The following is a 17,450-nucleotide window of genomic DNA, read 5'->3' as shown; positions in this document are numbered from 1 at the left end:
AGTCCTTTGCCCTCAATTAAGGTGCAAGGGCATTACCCCGAATTAGACTACCAATGGTTTTGGCAGTAATCTTCAATTGGGTGATGGGATTAGCTGGGACAACCGTCTTATACAAATAGCTATCAAATGTTAGCCGTTGTACATCGAGGTCATCACACATTTCCACAAAGGCTTCGCGGGTAGCATCAGAACGATAGAATACGGTTTGCAGAATGTCCAGCACCTTGTAAGTGAGTCCGTATCTTTTATCCCAACGTTTTAGGTAAACCTTGAGGTCGCCTTCTGTAGGAATACGGCTACCACTGTTAGATGCTTCCACAATGGTTTCGGCACACATCCGCCCAGACTTAGCAGCGAAATAAATACCTTCACCAGAGGACTTGGTAACGTAACCAGCAGCATCTCCCACCAAAGCAATGCGACCGACGACACGACGGGGACGGGGATGTTCGGGAATTGGGTGGGCTTCGACTTTGATGATTTTACCGCCAGCTAGCTTTTCGGAAGCACGGGCGCGGATACCAGCTTGTAACTGTTTGATGCTGGCTTTATTGATGTGCATTGTGCCAGTACCGACAGCTACGTGGTCATATTTGGGGAAAACCCAAGCGTAGAAGTCAGTAGAAACGTCATCACCGACATACATTTCGGCGAGGTCGTTATAGTAGGCCATTTTGTCTTCGGGTAAGCGGATTCGCTCTTGGAAGGCGATCGCATAATTGTAATCTCCAGCGTCCATTTCTTTGGCAACGCGGGAATTAGCCCCATCTGCCCCAATAATCAGATCCACTTTCAGAGTTTTGGCAATACCCTGTGATATACCATCTGTGTGGTCAATGTAATGAATCGTATAGGGATCGGTATTGTTTCCTGGTATATCGAGTTTATGAACAGTTGCATTAATTAAATTTGCGCCGACTTTTGCCGCGCGATCGCGCAAAAAGCCATCTAGCACTTCCCGGCGGCACATTCCTATATATTCATCTTCATTTACCAGATTGATATCAACCTCGCGATTGGAAGGCGAAATCATTTTCATCTTCCGTACTCGGCGATCGATAATCTCTGGTGGTAAGTCAAATTCACTCACCATACACAGGGGAATTGCGCCCCCACAAGGCTTTGCATTGTCTAGCTTCCGCTCAAACAGGTAGGTTTCAATCCCAGAGGCTGCCAGTGTTTCAGCGGCAGATGAACCAGCAGGGCCTGACCCAATAACAGCAACCCGTAGTGTCAAAGGTCTTTCTCCCAATCTTCACATTTACCGAGAGCATACTACCACGGTCTTTCTAGTGATTTGGCGCTTTTCCTCTAGGTTTCTGCACAAATGCAATATTCCTTAATGTTTCGATACGAATGGCGGTTGGGGATTGGGTATTGCGGATTGGGAAGAATGAAGAATATTGCCTACCCAGTCCCCAGTCCTCAATATGCAGATTTCCTTATTCGATTCTTTTACTAGACAAGTTAGTACTGTCGCAATTAATCGATATCAAAAACATATTTCTCCGCACAAAGGTTTTGCTTGTGCCTACAGAAGACTATATGGCGGCGAATCTTGCTCTCAATACATTAAGCAAGTAGTTGTCAAGGAAGGGTTAAAAGCAGCTTTTGTTAATTCCCGCGAACGATTTCAAGCTTGCAAGCAAGCCAACCAAATTTTGCGAATGCAGAGCGAAAACTCAGAAGAATCCACACAGGATGAAGCGGACATACAGCAACGACAAGCACGTGGTAAAGTTGCTCAAAAATCCTCGTTTATTAGTAGCGACAATACTAACTGTTTTGATTGTGCCGATTTGGGCTGTAATTGTGTCGAGATCGTTAGCATAACTCCCGATTGTGGTTCCCTAGATTGTGGTGCTGCTGATTGTAGTTCCCTAGATTGCAGTGGTGCTGACTGTAGCTTCCTCGATTGCGGCAGTTGCAGTAGCTAAATCTTGTTCATCCATAAATAACGATATATGGTATATGTAGGACACAGTAATCCTACCAAGGATCTGTAGATTTAGTTGCAGAGGTTATAGTAGCAGTGGGTATAGTAGTTGAGAACGTCTCCAAACAATTCGGGAGTTTCAAGGCAGTTGATGAGGTCAGCCTGGAAATTAAGAGTGGTTCGCTAGTTGCGTTACTCGGGCCATCGGGATCGGGTAAATCTACGCTATTACGGTTGATTTCCGGTTTAGAAATGCCAGATAGCGGCAAAATTCTGCTTACCGGTAAGGACGCTACATACCAAAGTGTGCAACAGCGAAATATTGGGTTTGTATTTCAGCACTATGCCCTATTCAAGCATTTGACTGTTAAGCAAAATATTGCCTTTGGCTTAGAAATTCGTAAGGCACAGCCAAAGAGGATTAAAGGACGAGTAGAACAGTTACTCGAATTGGTGCAATTGACTGGATTAGGCGATCGCTATCCATCACAACTTTCTGGCGGTCAAAGACAACGGGTAGCTTTAGCCAGGGCATTGGCAGTAGAACCGGAAGTTTTATTGCTAGATGAACCCTTTGGCGCACTTGATGCTAAAGTCCGCAAAGACTTACGGGCATGGTTACGCCGCCTCCATGATGAGGTTCATGTTACCACAGTTTTCGTCACCCACGACCAAGAAGAAGCAATGGAAGTTTCCGATGAGGTTGTGGTGATGAATAAAGGACGTGTGGAACAGGTGGGGACACCAGCAGAAATTTACGATAATCCTGCCACGGCATTTGTAATGAGCTTCATCGGCCCGGTGAATGTGTTACCCAGCACCTCGAAGATTTTTCAAAGCAGCGGGTTTGATGCGCCACACCCACAAGTATTTTTGCGCCCGCAAGATGTGATTTTAGAAAAGGCTGCTAACGGTACCACTACACCTGCAACAGTAAGCCGATTAATACATTTGGGTTGGGAAATTCAGGTGGAATTAACTTTCGATGACGGGCAAGTAGTGATGGCGCATTTAACACGCGATCGCTTTAATGACTTAGAGTTAGAACCTCTACAACGAGTGTATGTGAAGCCAAAGGATGCAAAGTCTTTTCCAGTGTCTTATTCAATTTGAAGGGGGCAGGAGGCAGGAGGCAGGGGAGCAGGGGAGCAGGGGAGCAGAGTTAGAGACAAATCATTTGTATCAAGCATTTCGTAAAATGGTATAAATCATTCGTGAACAAAAAGATCCCCGACTTCTTAGAGAAGTTGGGGATCTTTTTATTGCGATTTTTACCAATCAGATAGGATTGTTATTTATAGCAGTTGCCAGGTAGATTAGGACATAATGACAAGCGTAAATCTCAGGAATAGCAAGGTTTTTACCTCCTGCCTTCTGCCTCCTGCCTCCTGCCTCCTGCTATTCTGAAATAATTAGCTACCCTTGGTTACACTATCTCCAGGCCCGGCGGTGACAATCACCAGATTTTCTGGCTTAATTAAATCTTCAATTGCCTGTTGCATATTAGCCATAGTGACTGCTTGAATCCGCTGGGGAAACTCTCGGATTTCTGAGCGTGAAAGCCCTAAAACAGCATTATCCAAAATGATACTTGATACATCACTAGGATTAGCTAAATCCACAGGATAGCTATTAGTAATTGAGCGTTTTGCTGTGTTGAATTCAGCTTCAGTTACTCCTTGCTCGCGTAACTGTTTTAGTAAAGCGAGAGTACTGGCGATCGCTTTTTGAGCATCTCCAGGAGCAGTCTGCATTTGAATCAAGAACGGCCCGGGATTAATCCCGGCGGCAAAAGCACTATATATACCGTAGGTTAAACCTTGGCGATCGCGCACTTCTGTACCCAGGCGGCTCGATAAGGTATCACCACCCAAAATTTGATTTAGCACCAGTGCTGCATAATAACGTGGGTCTTTCCGAGAGATGCCGTTATAGCCGATGTAGGTGACAGCCTCAGATTTACCGGGAATTATTTTGTTTAGTTGTGTCAAAGTTTGTGGTGATTTTACGGTCGGCATTTTGAGAACAGGTGGCTTACCTGTGGCTTGCCATTTACCAAACACCTCATTTAGCAAAGGTTTTACCTTAACTGAATCAAAGTCTCCAACTATTGCGATCGTCGTAGTATCCGGTCGGTAGTGTGTCTGGTAGAAACCAAGCAAATCATCACGAGTAATAGTCTTTAAACTCTCGGCTGTGGGAAAGCTGTGGAATGGATGATTTTCAGGGTAAATTGCCTGTTGGAATACTTGCCTTCCCAAACCTCTAGGGTCATCCAGTTGGACTTTCAGACTTGTCAATGCCCTTTGGCGACTCAGTTCTAACTGATCTGCGGGGAAAGTGGCGTTTTCTAACACATCTGCCAGAGTTTGAATCAATATTGGCAAATTTGCTGAAAGTCCCTCACCGCTAACGTTAACTCCCTCACGGCTAGCACTGAAGCTCAAACCGGCTCCCAGGTCTTCTAAGGTTTTTGCTAGGGTCAGAGCATTTTTAGTCTGCGTCCCATTCATTAAGTTGCTTGCAGTTAGATTCGCTAATCCAGCTTTTTGATTGCCATCAAATTCAGTACCAGCGTCAATTTGTCCGCTTAAGTTAATAGTGGGAAGATTGCGATCGCTCAACAGCAAAACCTTCAAACCATTCTTTAAGGTAAACTCTTCTGGTAGTGATTGTTTATTGGAATCTGTCTCTGATGTAGCAGGTGGCAAATATTTTGCCAGTTCTGCTGGATCTACAGGCTTACCAGGGCTGAAATTTTCCACCGTGCGACTAGAACCAGCGCTAGAAGTTCCTGGTTTACCATCTGGTTGAGTCGGCTCAAAAAAGCCGATGGTTTGTTGAGCCGGATTGAGATAAGTTTTCGCTGCTTTCTGGACTTGAGCAGGAGTCACTTTCGCGATCGCAGCCAGATACCTTTCAATAAAATGATAATCCCCTGCGATCGTTTGGTTATATCCCAGTTGATTAGCCTGACTAGTGATATCTTGGTTTCCCAAAATATACGAAGCTTGCAGTTGCGTCTTCGCCCGCTTCAACTCTTCTGAGGTAACTGGCTGCTGTTGCAATTTTACTAAAGATTCCTGGAGTACCTGGGCAATTTTCCCCAACTCTTGACCGGGAGCCGCCGTAGCATCAATTTCATACCAACCCGGTTCGATGAGTTCGGCAGCACCACCACTCACTGAACTAGCGAGTCCAGATTCCACCAAAGCCTGATAAAGTCGAGAACTACGTCCACCTGTAAGAATGGCATCCATCAAATCAATTGCTGGGACATCAGGATGTTTGATATCTGGCAGAGGATACACCGCTTGCAATAGTGCTGCACTTCCAGGTTGCTTGAGGACAATCGGTGCTTTTTTCGCAACAGGGGTAGACGGAGAAGCGTCAGCAATGGAAGAAGATGCCGAGGAATTATCAATTGCTCTCCTGGCATTAGGGAGTGCCGTATCCTTTTTTGCCCGTTGCGATAACTTACCAAAAGTTTCTTGGACAACTTTGAGTGCGGGTTTTGTAGCAAAATCCCCGGTAATCACCAACGTGGCATTTTCTGGGCTGTAGTAGGTTTGGTAATAATTCCGTACCTGCTCCACCGTGAATTTCTCTACATCGGCTTTTGTGCCTCCCACCGATAAGCCATAAGCTCGATTGGGGAAAGCAGCTCGCATCACTGCCCGACTCAGACGATAACCTAGTGAATTTTCGTATCCCTGTAACTCGGAGATTACCACCCGCTTTTCACTTGTGAGTTGTTCAGGCCCAACTAAGGAATTTTCCATGCGATCGGCTTCTAGTGTCAGCAGTGCTTCCAATTTGTCTCGCTGCACTGTGCCAAAGTAAGCTGTTTCGTCATAACTAGTAAAAGCATTGAACTGGCTACCCAAAGCACTAAACAACCGTCCAAACTGTACAGGACGGTCATTTGTACCTTTGAACATCAAATGTTCTAGCTGGTGAGAAATACCATTCTCTCCCTTTACCTCGTTGCGCGAACCAACTTTATACCAAACTTGCACACTCACCACTGGAGCAGTATGAACTTCTTTGGTTAACACCGTTAAGCCGTTGTCTAATACCGTTTTTTGCACTCCTTGGGTGAATGAGAGAGCTGAGACAGGTGTTACTGCTGTTGGTGTTGCAGCATTAGTGAAATTGCCAGGCATTGGCACGATAGTTAAAATAAGACTGAGGAAAAATCCTAAAAGCATGTACGATCGCCGTTTCATAAGCAATACAAAATTTCCAATTTTAAAATAAAACCCCAAAGGGTATTTCAAAATTTAAATCTAACTCAAGTTGCTAGTTATTGAGGGAATAAGACAAAAATGAAATCAAATCCCTTCAAAGGAGAGAATATATAAATTTATTGCTGCACTACTTTTTGCCCATAGCATATCTGGGTGCATTTGTTAAAACTACCCAAGGGTTATCAGGTTCGCAGATCGAACTTTTACAGAATATTAGAAATTATTGCAAATATATTAACAAGCATTGCAATGTGTTCCATTTTACACGACTGTAGTAATATTTACTTTTAAAATTAGTTTGATACTTATTGTCATCCCATTCGGGTAAGTATCTCTGTCAAACTAGCAAAAACTTTTTTAGATATGCAAACAAGAAACTTAATTGGATCGTTTACATTAGGTATGCTGTTAACAGCAATACCTGTATTATCAGCTAATGCCTCAGAAGTAATACCAAACTTATACCAGTTTCAAGGTAAGAATGTCAGCATTAGTTACTCAACGACAAGCTTTATTGGCAAGCCCCTTTTTACCTATAAAGATAAGCAACAGACATTAAACTTTCAAGGTACTGAGCAGATCCGTAGTGTAGAAACAGAAATTGGTACACTAGTAACTGTGACTATCCGTAAGACAGTAGATACTGGCAATACCGTGTTTACTTTGATCTTACCCCGTGTAAACCTTGGAAAAAGCAACTCAGCCGCAGTAGAAACTAAGGGAATCACAACAACAAACCTCTTTTCTGTGATTCCTAAATTCAACCAGGGGCAAAGACAAACTTATACGACAATCCATTTGACTGGTACAGCCCAAGCTGTCGCGTTTTAACTACACAAGAAGGATAAAAATATTAAACTTCTTGCTCGCATCGGGAAAAGCGGTAATACTGTTCGATTAAGACAAGACGCGATGAATCGCCGTCTCTACAATAATCATTCCTTCGTAGAGAGGGTGATTTATCGCATCTTTAATAATCTAGAATTTTCATCAAAAAATCTTAACCGAAGCGTATTGAGGGTGAAGGTAAATAATTGTTTGCCTTCATCATTATTGCTTAACCCTTTGTTAAGGTTGATATTGCATTATTTATGAAATAGATGATAATTTAAATTAAGTAAAGGTTATTCTATGCAAGTTTTAATTAAAGATTATCAAGACTTTTAAGATACATTTTAAAAATAATTAATTTAGGCGATCGCTTTCTCCCTTATTCTCTAAAATTACCGTTTAATTTGTCTAGGAAACTTAGAAACTAACAAAGATTGCTCTAACTCCCCTTGCTCATTATAGAATGTCATTTGACCTTGTTCATTACATAACCATATTTCCACAGCTTGAGCTTCTAAATATAAATTTCTTTTAAATTCCATTTCTTCCAAAGTGTTACCACTAGATTTGAATTTTACACAAATTTCTGGTGCAATAGATGCTGATACTTCATCTTCAATTTGAGAAAATTTTTCTTCTGAACACCAGACAACATCAGCAACTTTCACACCGTCTGATGTGTTGATAGCACATTCTGGCATTACTTCTCCCGTATTCAATAAAGATTCTAATAAACGTTGGATTCTTCCTTGATAAAAAGAATATTTAATTTTGACTGGACTCATTACAATTTGTCCCCATTTATTTAATTCAATTTTGAAGGGTAAATCTTGTAATTGTTTGTGTTCGCAAACTTCTTCCCATCTCATGGTTAATATCTGCCTAGAGTGATTGATTGAATTTTAACTCATCTATCAATATTAAGACTCACCCTCTGATTGCAGATAAGGAGAGTGAAACCAAATTCAGTCGTACTATTCTATGGGCACAATACAATAAATGGTATCGATATCTAGTTACACTCATTGCTATGGAACGCGAAGCCTTAACAATCTGTTTTCCGCCTGACTTGCTTGCAAAAGCCAGGAAACTCAAGGAAGGTAGCGAATCATTTAATGATTTAATAGTTAAGGCTTTAGAACGGGAAATGCAACACCGCCAGAGATGGGCTGCCGATCGCAAGGCAAGGGCAGAAAACTCCCTGCCTCAAGTTACCCAAGCCGATGCGTTTCGAGTCAAGCTCACCAATGCGCTACGCCCGCTGACTGATGCTAATGAGATTCAGACGATCGCTGCCCGTATTCTAGGCGAGTCTCTAGGCGCAAGCCGCGTCATTTACATTGAAGTGTTACCTGGTGGCAAGGAGGTCATCGTTCATAAAAACTACACGAACGACGTTGCCGAATTGAGTGGCCTGTACCATCTAGAAGACTTCGGACGCAACCTGACAGACGACCATCGAGCAGGGCGAACGGCGATCGTTCCCAATGTGGCCAACTACCCTAAATACACAGCCAGCGAAAAGGCAAGGTATCGATCGATCGATATTGCCGCGCATATTGATGTGCCGCTGATCAAGAATGATCGATTTGTCGCTTTGCTGGCAGTGCATCAGGCAAACCCTCGCCAGTGGACGGAAGATGAAGTGAAACAAGTCGAGGAAACAGCAGAGCAGACGTGGGCCGCCGTTGAGCGTGCCCGTGCTGAAGCAGCATTACGTGAGAGCCGCACCGAAATCGAAGGGCAACTGCGGAAGTTCAACGCGATCGTCGCGGCAATTCCCGATTTTATTTACACCTTTGATTTGGCGGGACGGTTCACGTATGTCAGCCCGGCGTTGCTCAATCTTTGGCAGAAAACTTCGGATGAAGCTTTGGGAAAGAACTTTTTTGAACTGGATTATCCAACCGATTTAGCGACCCGACATCAGCAACAGATTGAACAGACGATCGCCACGCGCCAGCCGCTCAAGGATGAAATGTCCTACACTAGCGCAATCGGTATGCGCGCCTATGAATACATTTTTGTACCAATTATGGGTATAAACGGCGTAGTAGATGCAGTGGCAGGTGTGGCGCGAGACATCACCAAGCGCAAACAGGTAGAGCAAGCCTTGCGCCAAAGCGAGGAGCAGACTCGAAATATTTTGGAGAGTATCGCTGAAGCCTTCTTTGCACTGGATGAGAGCTGGCAGTTTACCTATATGAATCCATCTGCCGAAACACTACTTGATCGCACTCCAGGCGATTTAGTTGGCAAGAATTTATAGGAAGAATATCCAGGACTGATTGGCAATGAGTTGGAGCAGATTTACTGGAGCGCTATGCGCGATCGTGTGGCTGCGTCAATGACCGCGTTTTACCCGGATCACGATCGCTGGTACGAAGTTCGCACCTACCCCGCTCCAAATGGGATCGCCGTTTATTTCAGGAATGTTACCGAGCAGATTCAAACTGCCACAACCCTGCGTCAATCCGAAGAACGCTACCGGACGCTGTTTGAGTCGATTGATGAAGGTTTCTGCATTATTGAAGTGCTATTTGACGAAAATGATACGCCGATCGACTACCGCTTCTTAGAGATCAATCCTATCTTTGAGCAACAAACGGGACTTCGACAAGCAGTCGGGAAAACGGCGCGTCAGTTAGTTCCAGATTTAGAAGACCATTGGATTCAAATTTACGGTCAAGTTGCTCTAACGGGTGAACCTGCTCGCTTTGAAAATGGCTCTGTTGCAATGAACCGATGGTTCGATGTCTATGCCTGTCGTATGGGTGAGCCGGAGGCGCGAAAAATTGCCATTGTCTTCAAAGATATTAGCGATCGCAAACTCTCAGAAGAACTTTCGTGGCGAACCGCCGAATTTAATGCTTTCCGCGTCTCTCTCTCCGACGCGCTTCGCCCACTTGCCGACCCAGTAGAGATTCAGGCTACAGCCAGCCGTGTGCTTGGCGAATATCTCGGCGCGAACCGTGTAGCGTACTTCGAGGTTCGCGGCGCTGATTATGTCGTTGAGCGTGATTATGTTTACAAAGCCGCAGCACTCGCTGGCAACTACCCGATTGATTCGTTCGGCCCCAAACTGCTCGCAGCCTACCGCACTGGTCGCGCCGTGTTCGCGTCCGATGTGCAAGCCGATCCCAACCTCTCCCCAGATCAGCGATCGGCTTACGCCGCCATTGAGATCGGTGCTTACATCGGCATACCCCTGGTCAAAGAGGGAGAATTTGTAGCAGGTCTGGCAGTTCACACATCTGCGTCGCGAGCTTGGACACCAAACGAGGTGTCCTTGGCGGAAGAAGTAGCCGAGCGTACTTGGGCGGCAGTCGAACGCGCCCGCACCGAAGCAGCACTGCGCGACAGCGAAAACCGCTTTCGCATGGCGATCGAATCTGCCCAATTAGGCACCTGGGACTGGAATCTCATCACTAATCAATTGATTTGGGATGAGGGTTGCAAAGCCATGTTTGGCTTACCACCAGAAGCCGAGAGCAGTATTGAGGTCTTTTTTGCCGGACTGCACCCTGACGATCGCGAACGACTAGAACAGGTGGTGCAATGGACTTTGAATCCAAAAAGCAGCGGCAAATATGACGTAGAATATCGCACGATCGGGATTCAGGATGGAGTTGAACGGTGGATTGCGGCAAGAGGACAGGCTTACTTTGATGCTGCCGACAATCCACAGCGCTTTGTCGGCACTGTACTCAATATCACTGAGCAAAAACGCATTCAGGCAGAACGAGAACAACTCCTTGCCCGCGAACAAGCTGCAAGAGAGACAGCCGATCGCGCCAATCGGATCAAAGATGAGTTTTTAGCGGTACTGTCTCATGAATTGCGATCGCCTCTCAACCCGATCTTGGGCTGGACGCACTTACTACAAAACGGCAAACTGAGCGAAACCCGTAGAGCCGAAGCCTTGAAAATTATTGAGCGCAATGCCAATTTACAGACGCGACTAATCGAAGACTTGCTCGACATCTCGCGGATCATGCAGGGCAAACTAAGTTTAACAGCGGCTCCAGTCAGGTTGACCTTTGTGATTTCTGCCGCCGTTGAAACAGTGCGTTTGGCAGCAGAAGCAAAAAATATTGCGATCGCTCTCGATCTTGACTTTGAGATCGCTCCGATTTTTGGGGATGCAGCCCGTTTGCAGCAAGTGGTGTGGAATTTGCTTACCAATGCGGTTAAGTTCACACCTAACGGCGGACAAGTGACCATTGAACTGCGCCAACTTGATGGGCTAGCTCAGATTCAGGTAATCGATACTGGCAAGGGCATCAATCCACAGTTTTTGCCCCATGTCTTTGAGTATTTTCGGCAAGAAGACGGCTCAACGACACGCAAATTTGGCGGGTTGGGATTGGGGCTAGCGATCGTGCGACAAATTGTAGAAATGCATGGAGGCAGGATTACAGCAGAAAGTCAGGGTGAAAATCAAGGCGCAACCTTCATCATGCAATTGCCCCTCATGCAGCAGGCAACATCGATGCCTGCGGCAAGAGCAAAGCTCAACCCATGCGAGCCAATCCACACACAGACAAAAACAGAAGTGCTTTTAGACAGCGTTCAAATTTTGCTGGTGGATGATGAACCAGATACCCGCGAGTTTCAGGCATTTGTGCTATCACAAAGCGGGGCAAATGTGACAGCCGTCGCTTCTGGCTTAGAAGCTTTGCAAGCTCTAGAGCAGTTCACTTTTGACGTGCTAGTGAGTGATATAGGTATGGCACAGATGGACGGCTATATGCTGATGCAGCAGATTCGATCTCGCCCACCGAATCAAGGAGGAAACATTCGAGCGATCGCACTGACCGCTTATGCCGCAGAAATTGACCAACAAAGAGCACTTCAGGTAGGATTTCAAACTCACATTACAAAACCTGTAGAGCCAGAGAAGTTAGTGAGGGCGATAGTTAGTTTAGTCGCGTAGGGTAGGCAATGCCCACCCGACAAAATTGCTAAAATTTCACATCTAAAGCACGTACCAAAAAAGCCCATTTATCTGCGGCTTCTTCGATAATTTTAGCCGTGGGTTTACCCGCACCATGTCCGGCTTTAGTCTCAATTCTAATTAGGGTTGGCGCATCACCTCTATGAGCCTCTTGCAAAGCGGCGGCAAATTTGAAACTATGAGCAGGGACAACGCGATCGTCATGATCGGCTGTGGTAATTAAGGTTGCTGGGTAAGCTGTATCTGGTTTGATGTTGTGTAATGGCGAATAAGCATACAGCGCTGGAAACTCTTCTGGATTATCTGCTGAACCATATTCAGAAGTCCAAGCCCAACCGATGGTAAATTTGTGGAACCGCAACATATCCATGACGCCGACGGCGGGTATTGCTGCACCAAACAAATCGGGACGTTGCGTTATACAAGCACCCACTAATAAACCGCCGTTACTACCACCTGCGATCGCTAGCTTCTCAGTCTTAGTATACTTGTTAGCAATCAACCACTCAGCAGCCCCAATAAAGTCATCAAAGACATTCTGCTTTTGATCTTTTATTCCTGCTTGATGCCATTCTTCGCCGTATTCTCCACCGCCACGGATATTAGGCATAGCATAGACACCACCCATCTCCATCCACACCAACAGACTCACAGAAAAGCCAGGTGTCATTGAAGCATTAAAACCACCATAAGCATAGAGATAAGTAGGGTTATTTCCATCTAATTTAATGCCCTTTTTATGGGTAATAAACATTGGTACTTTAGTACCATCTTTGCTGTGATAAAAGACTTGTTTTGTCTCGTACTCATCAGGATTAAAATCTACCTGTGGTTGACGGAAAATCTCACTTTTTCCTGTCGCCATGTCGTAGCGATAAATAGTGCCTGGTATGGTAAAGCTGGTAAAACTATAAAAAGTTTCAGTATCATAACGCTTACCACCAAAGCCTCCGGCTGAACCGAGTCCGGGTAGTTCTACCTCTCGAATAAATGCACCTTTGAGGTCAAAAATTTTGATTTGACTGTGAGCATCTTTGAGGTAATCAGCAACGAATTGATTGTTAAGTATACCGACACTTTCCAAAGTTTCTGCTGATTGAGGGATGATTTCTCGCCAATTTTCTGGCGCAGGGTTTTTCGTGTCAATCGCAATAACTCTTCCCCTTGGTGCATTTAAATCTGTGCGAAAATAAAAGACGCTATCATCATTGTCGATAAAGCTATAATCTGCCTCAAATTGATTAATTAGTTCTACAACTTCCGCATTAGGGTTAGTTAAATCTTTGGAAAAAACCAAATTTTTAGAGTCAGTACCTAGCCAAATTGAAATTATTAGATAGCGTCCATCTTCAGTAACGCCGCCACTAAAACCCCATTCTTTTTGGTCAGGACGATGATAAATTAGTACGTCTTCTGATTGGGGTTTCCCTAGTTGATGATAGTAGAGCTTTTGATAATAGTTAACATCTTCTAATCGAGTTTTTTCATTTGGTTCATCGTAGCGACTGTAGAAAAAACCTTGATTATCGTGTGTCCAAGATGCGCCAGAAAATTTAATCCACTTCAGATGGTCTTGAAGGTCTTCACCAGTTTCAACATCGCGGACTTTCCACTCTTGCCAATCAGAACCGGAGGAGGATAGACCATAAGCTAAAAGTTTACCATCCTCGCTAATCGACAATCCCGAAAGAGCAACAGTGCCATCTTCTGAGAGTTTATTGGGATCGAGTAAAACTTGGGGTTGGTCGTCGAGGGTTTTCAAGGTGTAAAAGACACTTTGATTTTGCAGTCCGTCATTTTTGAAATAAAAGTAGCGATCGCCTTCTTTAAAAGGAATACCGTATTTTTCATAATCCCAAAGTTTGGTGAGGCGCTGTTTAATTTTTTCCCTAGCAGGAATTTCACTCAGGTAGGCAAAAGTAACTTGATTTTGTGCCTCAATCCAAGTTCTTGTTTCTTCAGAGTCAGGATCTTCTAACCAACGGTAAGGATCTGCGACTAAAGTACCGTGGTAATTATCAGCTTGATTGCTCTTATGGCTGGTTGGATAAGTGAGAGATTTTTCAGAAGAAGGCATAGTCTTAGGTCAAAGTGCTTCTTTACATACTACAAAGATAGACCCAAGACTTGGGGTATACACTCTAATTGCTCTCAAAAAGAAAGCCCCGGCTTCTGACGGGGCAATACGTGCTATTTTTGCTTATAGAACAATTGTACTACTAAAAAATAGTATCAGCTTTAATCCAGGTAGAAGCGTGTAGAGTTTTCCTTAAAATCGAAGTCTTTTGGATGATTTAGTTAACGAGTTTCTCTCCTTTCAGCATCCGCGCTGCGGCTTCAAGTAGAGCTTCTTCGAGATAGGGCTTGGTAAAGTAGCCACTAGCACCGAGTTGAGCGGCAATTTGTCTGTGCTTGTCTGCACCGCGCGAGGTGAGCATTGCGATCGGTAAGTGGTTAAGGTTAGAGTCCTTCTGGATGCGAGAGAGTAATTCCAGTCCATCGCAACGGGGCATTTCGATATCGCAAAATACGATATCGCAAGGCAGACCAGAACGGAGTTTATCCCAAGCTTCCTGACCGTCACGTGCCTGTTCTACGCGATAACCTGCTTTGTTAAATGTCAGCGATAGCAATTCTCGGACTGTGATTGAGTCATCGACAATCAACACTGTCGGGTCAATCTTCGCGGGAGAGGTATCTGGAGGAGTGAGTTTCTGTTGCCAAGAATTGCCACCAGCTTGAGTAGAAATCCGTCCCTGGAAGATGTCAATTATTTCTAGCACGTCAGCAATGGGCATAATCCGACCATCACCCAGGACTGTAGCACCAGCAACACCAATCGGTTTAGGTGCTGGCCCTTCAAATTGCTTAATTACAATTTCTTGTTCGCTTAACACCAGGTCAATCTGTAGAGCAATCAAGGTATTTGCCGATCGCACCACAACCACAGAAACCATATCATCATCTCTGGTGCCGCCATAGACATTACCGCGACTGATTTGGCGATTGAAGGTTAAAAGTTCCTTCAGAGGTCGGAATGGTAACACCGTATCGCGCCAGGAAATAAATGATTGCCCATTGGCATCATGCTGAATATTTTTGACTGGGATATCCAGCGTATCTTCTACACCATCCATTGGGAAGGCGATCCTGGAGCGATCGGAGACGCAGCAGAGAGCTTTACAAATACTTAGAGTCAGTGGTAAACGAATGGTGAAGGTGGTTCCCTTTCCAATCGCAGAATCGGTGTTAACTGTTCCCCGAATTTCGCTAATCTCGGAGCGCACTACGTCCATACCCACACCACGACCGGAAATTTCATCGGCTTGGTCTTTAATCGTAAAACCAGACTGGAACAGTAGATCGTAGACTTCCAGACGAGACATGGCTTTTGCCTGCGCTTCTGTAATCATGCCAATCTTCACCGCCTTAGCCTTAACCCTAGCGGAATCGATGCCTGCGCCATCATCGCCTACAGAAATGATCGTTTGGTTGCCTTGGTGGAAAGCACGGATAGTAATGATTCCTACAGGTGGTTTACCAGCAGTTTGCCTCTCTTCTGGCGTTTCAATACCGTGAGCGATCGCATTGTTCAGCATGTGAGTCAACGGATCGGTAAGATGATCCAAAATCATCTTGTCAATTAAGGTATCACCACCTTCGATCACCAACTCTACTTGTTTGCCACACTTGATGGCGTTGTCGCGCACTCCTCGCCGCCAGCGATCGATAGTTTGAGCAAAAGGCACCATTCGCGCTCTCGTTAATCCCTCTTGTAACTGGGTGGTTACTTGGCGGAACTGCCTTGCTACGCGCTCGGTTTCTTCGGTAACAAAATCAATGTCACTTGCTGACTCACGCACTCGCACAATACGCTCAATCATCTGCTGGGACAGCGTATGGAAGGGAGTAAAACGATCCATTTCTAACTCGCTAAAACCCCTATCGGCATTGGAATCAGGGGCTTGTAAGCCGCCAGGATCTTTCTTTTTACGTCCAGCTAATAGAGAAGCTTCCAGTAGCGATCGCTCGTACAACTCCTGCATCCTTGCGCCTACATCTGAGAGTTGTTGTACCTGAATTAACAAGTTATCTAATGACTGTCGCAGTCGTTCATGATCCTGCTCTAAGGTATTGCGATTTACCACTAGCTCCCCAACTAAATTACTCATATCGTCCAGTTGCTTAACTGGAACCTTCATAGTTTCTTCAAATCTCGCAGCCCGACGAGTAGAGGGACGGGTAGCTTGGCTAGTGTTCGATTTTACTACAGTAGAATGGGATATTGTTTGATTCGCTTCTGCCAGCAATTTCTCTAAGTCACCAAATTCATCTTTTATGGCTGGTGATGGAATAGCATTTTTAGCTGAGACTGGTTGAGTGTTGAAGGGCTGGCGTTGGCGTAGCCCGTCGTAGACATCGCTGTTGTTATCTGTACTTAGCAAGTCTTCCAAGGCAGCAAAATCTACTTCTGGTATCTTTTTAGTTTTGGGGATGGGTGCTACGTCCTCTCCTAATAATGCTGCCAAGTCTGCAAATTCATCTTCTTGAGCAACTATTTCAGTAGTTTTTGTAAACAATAAATTATTTTCAACAACTGTGTTTTGTCTTGTATCAAAGGTAGTTTCTAAATTATTATTTTCCTCAGTCTCTAAAACTTCTGGACTTGTCTGGGCTGAATCTGAAGTTTCCCCAAAACTGATGGTTTCTAATAGTTCATCCACAGTATTCTCTGTGGTGTCCATCTGAATATAGGTCAATTCATTTGTTGCGACATCTTCAAACAGCAGTTGGGGATTTTCATCGAGAGAGCCGAACAAATCACCTGGCTGTGCTTCGGATAATGCTGAATCTGAAGTTTCCCCAAAACTAATAGTTTCTGATAGTTCATCCACAGTATTCTCTGTGGTGTCCATTTGAATATAGGTCAATTCATTTGTTGCGACATCTTCAGAGTCGAACAACTCACCTAGCTGTGCTTCGGATAATGCTGAATCTGAAGTTTCCCCAAAACTAATAGTTTCTGATAGTTCATCCACAGTATTCTCTGTGGTGTCCATTTGAATATAGGTCAATTCATTTGTTGCGACATCCTCAGAGTCGAACAACTCACCTAGCTGTGCTTCAGATAATGCTGAATCTGAAGTTTCCCCAAAACTAATAGTTTCTGATAGTTCATCCACAGTATTCTCTGTGGTGTCCATTTGAATATAGGTTAATTCATTTGTTGCGACATCTTCAGAGTCGAACAACTCACCTAGCTGTGCTTCAGATAATGCTGAATCTGAAGTTTCCCCAAAACTAATAGTTTCTGATAGTTCATCCACAGTATTCTCTGTGGTGTCCATCTGAATATAGGTCAATTCATTTGTTGCGACATCTTCAGAGTCGAACAACTCACCTAGCTGTGCTTCGGATAATGCTGAATCTGAAGTTTCCCCAAAACTAATAGTTTCTGATAGTTCATCCACAGTAT

The 17,450-nt window shown here is 44.6% G+C and carries 10 protein-coding genes; 5 read left to right on the top strand and 5 right to left on the bottom strand.

The window, feature by feature from the left end; genetic code table 11:
* Nucleotides 1–16: 16 nt before the first annotated feature.
* Nucleotides 17–1,237, bottom strand: a complete 1,221-nt coding sequence (gene chlP / locus AC1F2U_RS04200) for a geranylgeranyl reductase (RefSeq protein ID WP_322684096.1) — start codon at nucleotides 1,235–1,237, stop codon at nucleotides 17–19.
* A 193-nt stretch (nucleotides 1,238–1,430) separates the two neighbouring features.
* On the opposite strand from chlP, the gene yidD reads away from it, so the two are divergent.
* Nucleotides 1,431–1,937: a membrane protein insertion efficiency factor YidD gene (yidD, locus tag AC1F2U_RS04195; RefSeq protein ID WP_480260175.1), complete on the top strand. Its 507-nt coding sequence runs from the start codon at nucleotides 1,431–1,433 to the stop codon at nucleotides 1,935–1,937.
* 95 nt (nucleotides 1,938–2,032) lie between these two features.
* Nucleotides 2,033–3,049 (top strand): sulfate/molybdate ABC transporter ATP-binding protein, encoded by a 1,017-nt coding sequence (locus AC1F2U_RS04190; RefSeq protein WP_480259975.1) that lies wholly within the window; start codon nucleotides 2,033–2,035, stop codon nucleotides 3,047–3,049.
* A 299-nt stretch (nucleotides 3,050–3,348) separates the two neighbouring features.
* Here the strand turns inward: AC1F2U_RS04190 and AC1F2U_RS04185 are convergent, their stop codons facing one another.
* Nucleotides 3,349–6,165: a M16 family metallopeptidase gene (locus AC1F2U_RS04185; protein WP_480259974.1), complete on the bottom strand. Its 2,817-nt coding sequence runs from the start codon at nucleotides 6,163–6,165 to the stop codon at nucleotides 3,349–3,351.
* A 384-nt stretch (nucleotides 6,166–6,549) separates the two neighbouring features.
* Here AC1F2U_RS04185 and AC1F2U_RS04180 point away from each other — a divergent pair, with 384 nt between their 5' ends.
* Nucleotides 6,550–7,017 (top strand): hypothetical protein, encoded by a 468-nt coding sequence (locus tag AC1F2U_RS04180; protein WP_334898484.1) that lies wholly within the window; start codon nucleotides 6,550–6,552, stop codon nucleotides 7,015–7,017.
* Between the two features lie 392 nt (nucleotides 7,018–7,409).
* Here AC1F2U_RS04180 and AC1F2U_RS04175 read toward each other — a convergent pair whose 3' ends face one another.
* On the bottom strand, nucleotides 7,410–7,886 hold the full coding sequence (locus AC1F2U_RS04175; protein WP_480259973.1) for a Uma2 family endonuclease: 477 nt from the start codon (nucleotides 7,884–7,886) through the stop codon (nucleotides 7,410–7,412).
* Nucleotides 7,887–8,047: 161 nt separating this feature from the next.
* On the opposite strand from AC1F2U_RS04175, the gene AC1F2U_RS04170 reads away from it, so the two are divergent.
* Both AC1F2U_RS04170 and AC1F2U_RS04165 read left to right on the top strand, forming a co-directional pair.
* The gene (locus AC1F2U_RS04170) at nucleotides 8,048–9,286 is read left to right on the top strand and encodes a YlcI/YnfO family protein (RefSeq protein ID WP_480259972.1); all 1,239 of its coding nucleotides are present in this window, start codon (nucleotides 8,048–8,050) and stop codon (nucleotides 9,284–9,286) included.
* Nucleotides 9,287–9,340: 54 nt separating this feature from the next.
* Nucleotides 9,341–11,953, top strand: a complete 2,613-nt coding sequence (locus tag AC1F2U_RS04165; RefSeq protein WP_480259971.1) for a hybrid sensor histidine kinase/response regulator — start codon at nucleotides 9,341–9,343, stop codon at nucleotides 11,951–11,953.
* A gap of 28 nt (nucleotides 11,954–11,981) precedes the next feature.
* On the opposite strand, the gene AC1F2U_RS04160 is transcribed toward AC1F2U_RS04165, so the two are convergent.
* Together AC1F2U_RS04160 and AC1F2U_RS04155 are read right to left on the bottom strand one after the other, a co-directional pair.
* A complete protein-coding gene (locus AC1F2U_RS04160) occupies nucleotides 11,982–14,051 on the bottom strand; it encodes a prolyl oligopeptidase family serine peptidase (protein WP_480259970.1) in 2,070 nt (689 codons plus the stop codon).
* 217 nt (nucleotides 14,052–14,268) lie between these two features.
* Nucleotides 14,269–17,445 (bottom strand): hybrid sensor histidine kinase/response regulator, encoded by a 3,177-nt coding sequence (locus AC1F2U_RS04155; protein WP_480260174.1) that lies wholly within the window; start codon nucleotides 17,443–17,445, stop codon nucleotides 14,269–14,271.
* Nucleotides 17,446–17,450 lie beyond the last annotated feature (5 nt).

The organism is Nostoc sp. LEGE 12454 (assembly GCF_056620565.1).
This window is presented reverse-complemented; position numbering and strand designations above follow the sequence as displayed.